Genomic DNA, 9,285 nt, shown 5'->3' with positions numbered 1-9,285 from the left:
AAAATAGCAAATGTCTAATCAACAAATTTATATTAGTAAAGTACAAAACCTTTCAAAATCAAATCAGCAAAGATCAGATATAATGCATATTGCATTGGCATTTGATGATAACTACGCAATGCCTGCTGGAGTGACAATTTCCTCTGTTATTTATAATAACCCAGATGCATGTTTATGCTTTCACCTATTTGTGGATAACATATCTCCGAATAATTTGAAAAAGTTTAAGCAATTAGTAAGTAGTGCTTGCACGATAAAAATATATTATTTAAATAGCAATTTTCAGATTAATTCGGAAACATTAGTTTTAGGTTATTTATCTGCTATGTCATGTGTTAGGTTTATTATTCCCGATGTTTTAAAAGATCAAACCGATAAGTTTTTATATCTTGATAGTGATATTTTATGCCTAAAATCAATTAGTAAACTATATAATTCAGCGTTAGAAAATTATGTCGCTGGCGTAATACCTGATGATAGTGTGATGAGGGATACTATAAAAGATTTATATCAAATCAACTTTGATAGATATTTTAATGCCGGTGTTTTGCTAATAAATACTCAACAATGGGACATGAACAATATGACATCTTTGTGTATGAATATGATAAATGATGGAAATATTTATCGGTTTGCCGATCAAGATGTTTTAAATATTTTATTAGAAAATAAAACTCGCCTTCTGCCGATTAAATATAATACAAAAATTCATATAACCACTTCCTGTAAAGAAGAACAGTTAATAGCGCCCTATACAGTATTATTGCATTATGTGACTGGATATAAACCATGGTATCAAACGTTTGATTCTAAATTGTTCAAAAAATATTTTGATTTATCGCCTTGGAAAGCAACAAAACGACCTTTATCTTTAAAAAAGTCGTGGTTACGTCATTACGCCAAATATTGTTTGAAAAAAGGAAAAATTATCACCGCCTTGAAGTTTTACTCGTTTTATTTGTCTAAGAAATTGACATGATTTTTTAGACACACCAAATCTAGTATTATTCCCAAAAAGAGGTAAAAACAATGTCAGTGCTGATATTGTTTTATGAAAGTTTGGTACTCATATGATTGCCCATCCACTGATAATATTAAATCGTTTTCAATAAAAGATTGATCTATGCTAACGGAGTAGCCGAGTAATTTACTTAATAAGTAAACAAGATTAGATGTGTTTATCATTTTAGTAGGATTACGATAGTTTTCAATTTCTAGACATGGGTAATTGTCATAAGTCGAGTACATCATCAAAGGGATTTCAAACTGGTTGCTAAATTCTTTTGATTGTCTTAACAGGCCATGTCCTAGATTAACAATTTCTCCATGATCAGGGGTATAAATTAGAATAAAATTATCCAATTTTTCTTTCAAAATCATATAAATTTGTTTTATGACTCTATCTGTATGATGGATAGTTAAATCATATTCATCGCCATTGGGTAAGGTTAAAATATCTAACTCGTCGTAGCCAAGTTTATAAGGTTTGTGGCTTCCAGCTAAATGGATAACTATAAAGTTCTTTTCATTATCTTGAAAGTTAGTTTCAACTAATTGCTTTGGTAGAGCTAGGTCATCATTTAAACCTTCAATAAAAATATTACTTAGTTTTGCTATTATGGAGTATTTACTACTATGAGGGCCTGATTCACGATTTTTTGATATCCATATAGAATTATAATTTTGAAGGTTAGCCATTTCAATTATGTTCTTTTCTTCTAATAATGGTAATTCGTTATTGGGTTTTGCAAAAGAAAATAACATTGGTATAGCATCTCTAGTTATAGATGCTGGTGAGTGAACTTTATCTATTATACAACCGTTGGTTTGGGAAAATATTTTTTGCATTTCTGGCGTTGTATTTTTTTTATATCCGTAAATACTGTGTCGATCACGATATGCAGATTCACCCAAAATAAAAATAATATTCTTATATTTATCAAAAGTAATAGGAGTATGAGGATTGCTTATTGAGCTATTAAATTTTTCATGCTCAATTGTTTCAGTATACTTTTCTGTAAATCCTAAATAATAGGTTAATAGTATGGTTGAGTTGCCAATCACTACCGGATATTTTATACGTATAGATTTGTTTAAAGAAAAGAACGGATCGACTTGAAATTCAATAATATGCCTTTTGTTCGATAAATAGTAATATATAGTATTCTTAAACAAGAAAAAACAACAAGTAAAAATTATAGACCAATATAATTTTTTATTTTTAAAAGATATTTTAATATTATTATATATAAAATAAGTATAAATTAATGAAAAGAATAAAGAAGGTAATATGATTGTGGCAAGTTCATTTTTTATCATTATATAACTTTGGTTTGTATCATTTTCTAAAGCTGTTTTTAAAAGAGATTTTGAAACGTAACCATATTTTATAGTAAAAAATAATTCTATAGCTAAAATAAAATTGAATATTCCAAATATTGGTAATTTTATCCATCTAGTTTTTGGGAAAAATGCCAAAAAAAGCATATAGATTAGAAACGTATAACTAAAATTGTTTAAATTACCAATATTTATAATATAAAAAGCGATCAAAATAACTGCAAAGTACGCGACAACCAAAATGTTTTGTTTAGTTAAAATTGGAATACTTAAATTTTTTATTTTTAACATTAGATAGAACCTTTAATCATTTCCATAATCTATTTATATAGTAATTTTTTAATTAAGTAAGTGATGTAAAATTTTATCCCTTTTAAAATGGAACCTTTCCTAAAAAATTGTGCAGAAAAAACTCTATAATCGACTGGCCTCATTTTGTTCTGATATGATTTTAGTGGGCTATTTGCCCAAGGGGTAAAATGCTTATAATATGTATATAAATTTTGTGCAAGACCTTCATTTTCGGTGTACCACATTTTCCTAGGACCAGTAAAATGAATAATATAGGGTAAAGATTTTTTATTATAAAAAAATGTTTCCTTTTGTTTATCATCCATCCAAGTAAATAAGTAATTCCAATTAGGATCTATATATGAGACTTGATTTTGTAGAACTATATTTAGCACATCTTGATCTGGGTAAATTAAACGTTCTGTTTTTGCAGATAGTAATATTGTGTTTACTTTATTCTCCGTATCAAAATTAATCCAATTGTCAGTGTTAATGTATAAAAAACCTGAGTTAAAATAGCTTTCTGAAGTAAGTTCAAGCCTTTCTGTGTTTTTTAACATCTTCTTTTTATCTAACGAATCAGGTGTGACAGCACAAATAACCGAATCTATATTGATATTTAAAATAGGCGATAAATCAGAAAAACATAGGGTATCTGCATCTAAGTAAATAAATTTATCAATTTTGCCATATAATAGTCTTGGAACTGATAATCGGATATACATTGAGCGGTTAATATGAGTTATTTTATTGCTCTTATGATCTTTATATTTAGCTAGCTCTTCAAAAGGAATAATATAGATATTAATTAATGGGCTAATTTTTTGTAATTTTTGTTGGTCTTTGGGAGATACATCGTATAAAAAAATATGAAAATGAATATTATTATGCATATTATTAAGCATAATAGAGGTAATCGACACACCTACATGCTCAATATAATTTGAATCAGTACAATATGCAATGTTAATTCTGTTATTCATTTCTAATACTCTTTAAAAACTCAACCGCGTTATTTAGTCATTACCAAATTAATATGTCAACATAAAATTGATTATTACTTCATTGTTTAATTTAACTTATGTTACAATAGAATAGTTCTTTAACCTTTAACATAGTTGAAAAATTGGCAAAAAATGGCAGAAAATCTTTTTATTAGCAAAATTAGAACATTATTTAATAATACTATAGAATCATTAAATACCTTACATATAGCATTTTGCTTTGATGATAATTATGCAATGCCAGCAGGTATTGCTATGTCTTCAGTAATCTTAAATAATCCTGATAAAAATCTTGTGTTCCATTTATTTGCTAATAATGTTTCTAATGAGAAAATTATAATATTTAATCAATTAAGTAAAGAAAATATTAGTATAATTTGTTATGAAATTAGTGATAATTTTTCAATAAACCCCGATACATTAGTTTTACATGTTTCAGCATCAACTTGTTTACGATTTATTGTCCCACAAATGCTAAATAAAGTTACTTCTCGAGTTTTATATTTAGATTGTGATGTGTTATGTACCGATAATCTCAATGAATTAATTAATACCGATTTAACTAATAAATATTCAGCAGTAGTTCCTGATGTTGATAAGACGCAAGAAAAACAATGTCTTGCCTGTGGTATTTCTCATGGTGAATACTTTAATGCTGGAATGATTTATATTAATACAGATATGTGGGTGCAAAATAATCTTACTGAAAAAGCCTTTGCAATGATTAACAGTGGTAAAGTATACAAGTTTGCGGATCAAGATGTTTTAAATATTTTAATGCAAGGTAAAACAGTATTTTTACCTAGGCGTTTCAATCGACTCACTTCACTTACTGTGGGAGGGGGAGAAGATAATCTTATTAGCAATGATAGCGCAATTATCCATTATGTCACAGGTAATAAACCGTGGTACCAACTTTATATCACTCCACTGTATCGACATTATATCGAATTATCTCCATGGGCAAAAGATAAATTATTGTTAGCCAATGAAAACGCACCATCAACCACTAGACGGTATGCAAAATTACTAGCTAGTCAGCATAAATATTTTGCTGCATTCAAATATTATTTGATTTATTTGAAGCATAAAACTTGCAAAAAACGTTAAGGGGTAATGTTATGGTTAACGTTGATAAATTTATTAATAAAAAGAATTTTTTACTCTCATGTGATTTTTGGGATAACGAAAGTATATTACATATTCTTTTGTGTTTCGATGACAATTATGCTTTATCAGCAGGTGTAGATATTATTTCAATAATTGAAAATAATAATGAACAACAGATTCATTTCCATATTTTTACCCATAATGTTTCTGATAATAATAGAAAAAAATTTGCTGCCATTAAATCCCATAATACATCTATAACTGAATATGTTATTAATGAACAATTTAAAGTTGATCAAAAAAATACTGAGCTGTTTCCTATTGCGGCATGCGTTCGCTTAATTGCGCCTATGATTTTAAAGGATGTCACTAACAAATTACTCTATGTTGATAGCGATACGCTTTGCTTAAAAAAATTTGATTTTATCAATGAAATTTCTCTAAATAATGCTATTGTTGCGGCTGTTGCTGATGAACCATATATGCAGGACTCGCAATGCGCAAAGTATCATGTAACCTATGGGACGTATTTTAATTCTGGTGTGATGTTAATTAATATACCACTTTGGTATCAGGAAAATGTTACTTCAAAAACATTAAAGTTATTAAATAGTGGCGAAAAATATCATTATCCTGACCAAGATGTATTAAATATAGTAGTAGGCGAAAAAAGAATTATATTAGCAAAGAAGTGTAATAATTTGTTAGCATTGTCAATCAATGGTAATGAGGACTCTAGTGTTCCTGAGGATACTGTGTTAATTCATTACATAACAAAGAACAAACCTTGGCATCAGCCTTATCGTTCTAAGTTATATGATCTTTATTTAGAAAAATCTCCGTGGAAGAATGATCCTTTAATTTTATATAACGACAAAAAAACCTCCTCAATACGCGCTTATTCTCGGTTGATGTTTAAACAAAAAAAATATTTAGCATCGGTAAAACACTATTTAATTTATTTAAGGGTTAAATTTACGAAATAGTTTACGGCATTAGTATTTAGCTCTGAATGTTATGTAATCTAATTTAATATTAGTTGTTAGAAATAAATGTAAGGATAGATTCATTATATAGAATATAATGCTAATGATTCACTTAACGGGCTATTATATTTCTTTTGGGCTAGGTCATTGATGTATTATATGTCAACTATTAAAACTCTTAGTCGACCGGCTTTGTGTATTGAACTTATCTTTTTATTAGGTATCTTTTAAGTGATTGATGATTTTTCAGAAAATGGTTTGCTTGCTCAAGCTATTGATGGGTTTGTGGCAAGAGAGCCACAACGAAACATGGCAAGTAAAGTCTCAGAATCAATAAAAAAACAACATTCACTTGTCGTTGAAGCGGGAACAGGTACTGGTAAAACCTTTGCTTATCTGGTACCCGCATTGCGTAGTGATAAAAAAGTGATACTTTCAACTGGCTCTAAAAATTTACAAGAGCAATTATTTAGTAAAGATTTGCCAATTATCAAAAAAGCATTGAATTATTCTGGAAAGATAACCTTACTTAAAGGCCGCTCTAATTATCTTTGTTTAGAGCGGTTATATCATCAATACGCCGCAGCGGGAGATCTTGATAAAGATTTACGTGTTGATTTAGCGCGTGTAAAAAATTGGTCAATCAAAACTAAAGATGGTGATATTAGCAAATGTACAACTGTTACGGAAGACAATCCAATTTGGCCGATATTAACCAGTACGAATGATAATTGTTTGGGTAGTGATTGTGAACATTATAACGATTGTTATGTGGTTAAAGCACGTAAGCGAGCATTAAATGCAGATATTGTCGTTGTTAATCACCATTTATTTTTAGCTGATGTGGTGGTAAAGGACTCAGGTTTTGGTGAGCTTATCCCTAAAGCTGATGTAATGATTTTCGATGAAGCACATCAGCTCCCTGATCTCGCTTGCCATTATTTTGGGCAACAACTAAGTAGCAGGCAACTATTTGATCTGTCCAAAGAAATTAACCTCTGTTATCGTACTGAGGTTAAAGATATGTCACAATTACAACAATGTGCAGACAAACTACAAAAATGTACTCAAGATTTACGCATTGCGATCAATCAACAATCGCCAAAAGGTAATTTACGTTTTTTATTTAATCAAGAAGCGATAAAAAAAGAGTTAACTTATCTTTTAGACGCTCTAAGTTTTTGTCATGAGGTCTTACTATTGGCTGTAGGGCGTTCTTCAACATTAGATAACTGTTTGGAACGAATTAACCAATATAATACACTTTTAAAACGGTTGCAGGAAACAAATGTAACTGGCTTTAGTTATTGGTATGAAAGTAGCCATAACTATTTTGTTTTTGCGTTAACGCCATTATCCGTAGCGGATAAATTCACTGAATTATTAACAGAACGAAAAGGTAGTTGGATTTTTACTTCAGCAACGCTATCAGTCAATAACCAATTAGATTATTTTACTAAACGTTTAGGATTAACGAATGCTGATTCACTTATTTTAGAAAGTCCATTTGATTATTTGCATCAAACTGTTATGTGTGTCCCTCGTTATATCCCATCGCCAAATGAAAAGGGAAATGCTGAAAAATTGGTTGATATTTTACTACCGGTTATTGAAGCAAATAATGGTCGTTGTTTTTTCTTATGTACTTCTTATGCGATGATGAACGCCTTAGCTAAACAGTTTCGAGAGTTAACAAAATTACCGGTGTTAGTTCAAGGTGAAACAAGTAAAGTTAAATTACTTGAGCAGTTTATTCATAGCGGTAATGCCTTATTAATTGCAACAAGCAGCTTTTGGGAAGGCATTGATGTTAGAGGGGATACATTGTCATGTGTTATTATAGACAAATTACCATTCACCTCTCCAGACGATCCTTTAATTAAAGCTCGCATGGAAGATTGCCAAATGCAAGGTGGTGATGCATTTTATGATGTACAATTACCCGAAGCGGTTATTACTTTAAAACAAGGTGTCGGACGATTAATTCGTCATCACAACGACCGTGGTGCGGTTATTATTTGTGATAATCGTTTGGTTATGAGGCCTTACGGTGCAACATTTATTAATAGTTTGCCGCCATCGCCAAGAACACGGGATATAAATAAAGTTATTAATTTCTTGTTATCTAAACAGTCTTATAAAAATTAAATTATTTTGGAAAAAAATGAATACCATCTTAGCTATTGATACCTCAACAGAAGCTTGTTCTGTCGCTTTATTTTACCATAACGAAATCACTCATGATTTTGTTGTATCTGCTCGCGATCACACTAAACAAATATTGCCAATGGTTGATAAGCTCCTTAAACAATCAGATTGTTCTCTTTCTCAAGTTGATGCAATTGCTTTTGGACAAGGGCCTGGTAGTTTTACAGGGGTTAGGATTGGCATTGGTGTTGCGCAAGGTTTAGCTTTAGGCATTGATAAACCTATGATAGGGGTATCTACATTGATGACTTTGGCGCAAGGGGCATATCGTACACAAAATGCAACAAATGTCATTGCAGCTATTGATGCTAGAATGAATGAAGTTTACTTAGGACAGTATCATTATAGCAACGAACAATGGCACGAGGTTATTCCAGAATGTGTTATTGCACCTGAAAAAGTAATAGAAAAAGTAGATCATATTCTTAATGATAGCTATTGTGCCGGCACTGGTTGGCAAACTTATCCTAATATGATGAATAATATAAAACAAAGCGATATTCTATTGCCTCATGCACAAGATCTTGTTGTTCTTGCTAAGAATAAATGGCAAAAAAGCGAAATAATTAATGTTGAAGATGTAGAACCAACTTATTTACGTAACGAAGTTACATGGAAAAAACTACCTGGTCGCTAATAATGACTATTTAAACAAGCCACCTAAAGGTGGCTTAGTTCTTGATAATTTTGATTACTCTTTAAATAAGCCCAAATGTTCTTTAGCATAGGCTTCAAAGTCGGTGCAACCACCAATTGGTTTTTCATCAATAAATATTTGTGGCACTGTTTCAACAGGTTTACCAACATTTTTAGATAGATCTTCTTTAGTAATACCTTCAACATTAATATCAACATAACGATAAGAAAAATCATCACGTTCTTGAGAAAGTTTTTCAGCTAGTTCTTTAGCACGAACACAATAAGGACATCCCTGGCGACCAAAAATTACAGTATACATTTTTCACCTTTATCTTTTGTTTTAAATATAAGCCTAATATACTTCACTTATTGAAGAAAAAAAGTAGTTAAATATTGTCAGTTAAATAGATTATATCTATTGATTTACGACTTGAGAAGCGAATCAGGTTTTATATTAGATTGTTCCAATCTGCTTGATTATTTTTTAGTAATTTAGATTTATTATTAAAAAAATTTAGCGGATTTTAATATCCATCATATACCATTCTTAACAAAACTTTACAAAAAAGTTGATAACATACAGTGCATTTTCATCTAAAATAGGGTTAGGTTATTTTACGTATATAATATGCTATACATTTTGATTGCTTGTTAGATTAAGCTAACCATTTATATTATATAGATAAAAAATTAAAAATAAGTATGAG

At 30.0% G+C, this 9,285-nt stretch carries 8 protein-coding genes; 5 read left to right on the top strand and 3 right to left on the bottom strand.

Annotation, left to right across the window (positions count from 1 at the left end):
• Positions 1-10 precede the first annotated feature (10 nt).
• Positions 11-979, top strand: a complete 969-nt coding sequence (locus tag A9G42_RS12275) for a glycosyltransferase family 8 protein (RefSeq protein WP_065642613.1) — start codon at positions 11-13, stop codon at positions 977-979.
• A 53-nt stretch (positions 980-1,032) separates the two neighbouring features.
• On the opposite strand, the gene A9G42_RS12270 is transcribed toward A9G42_RS12275, so the two are convergent.
• A complete protein-coding gene (locus A9G42_RS12270) occupies positions 1,033-2,631 on the bottom strand; it encodes a phosphoethanolamine transferase (protein WP_065642612.1) in 1,599 nt (532 codons plus the stop codon).
• Between the two features lie 29 nt (positions 2,632-2,660).
• The gene (locus A9G42_RS12265) at positions 2,661-3,614 is read right to left on the bottom strand and encodes a glycosyltransferase family 8 protein (protein WP_065653567.1); all 954 of its coding nucleotides are present in this window, start codon (positions 3,612-3,614) and stop codon (positions 2,661-2,663) included.
• 153 nt (positions 3,615-3,767) lie between these two features.
• Here A9G42_RS12265 and A9G42_RS12260 point away from each other — a divergent pair, with 153 nt between their 5' ends.
• The 4 genes from A9G42_RS12260 to tsaB all read left to right on the top strand — a co-directional run bounded on the left by A9G42_RS12260 (position 3,768) and on the right by tsaB (position 8,576).
• Positions 3,768-4,745 (top strand): glycosyltransferase family 8 protein, encoded by a 978-nt coding sequence (locus A9G42_RS12260; protein ID WP_065642610.1) that lies wholly within the window; start codon positions 3,768-3,770, stop codon positions 4,743-4,745.
• 11 nt (positions 4,746-4,756) lie between these two features.
• The gene (locus tag A9G42_RS12255) at positions 4,757-5,731 is read left to right on the top strand and encodes a glycosyltransferase family 8 protein (protein ID WP_065588180.1); all 975 of its coding nucleotides are present in this window, start codon (positions 4,757-4,759) and stop codon (positions 5,729-5,731) included.
• A 231-nt stretch (positions 5,732-5,962) separates the two neighbouring features.
• Positions 5,963-7,879 carry an ATP-dependent DNA helicase gene (locus tag A9G42_RS12250; protein ID WP_065588179.1) on the top strand — a complete coding sequence of 639 codons (1,917 nt, stop codon included), beginning with the start codon at positions 5,963-5,965 and terminating at the stop codon, positions 7,877-7,879.
• Positions 7,880-7,895: 16 nt separating this feature from the next.
• Positions 7,896-8,576: a tRNA (adenosine(37)-N6)-threonylcarbamoyltransferase complex dimerization subunit type 1 TsaB gene (gene tsaB / locus A9G42_RS12245; protein ID WP_065583485.1), complete on the top strand. Its 681-nt coding sequence runs from the start codon at positions 7,896-7,898 to the stop codon at positions 8,574-8,576.
• Between the two features lie 54 nt (positions 8,577-8,630).
• On the opposite strand, the gene A9G42_RS12240 is transcribed toward tsaB, so the two are convergent.
• The gene (locus A9G42_RS12240) at positions 8,631-8,897 is read right to left on the bottom strand and encodes a GrxA family glutaredoxin (RefSeq protein WP_065653566.1); all 267 of its coding nucleotides are present in this window, start codon (positions 8,895-8,897) and stop codon (positions 8,631-8,633) included.
• Between the last annotated feature and the right edge of the window lie 388 nt (positions 8,898-9,285).

It is taken from the genome of Gilliamella sp. Nev6-6, assembly GCF_001690605.1.
Taxonomy (GTDB): Bacteria; Pseudomonadota; Gammaproteobacteria; order Enterobacterales; family Orbaceae; genus Gilliamella; species Gilliamella apicola_C.
The sequence above is the reverse complement of the archived record's forward strand: the minus strand, read 5'-3'. Positions and strand labels throughout refer to the sequence as shown.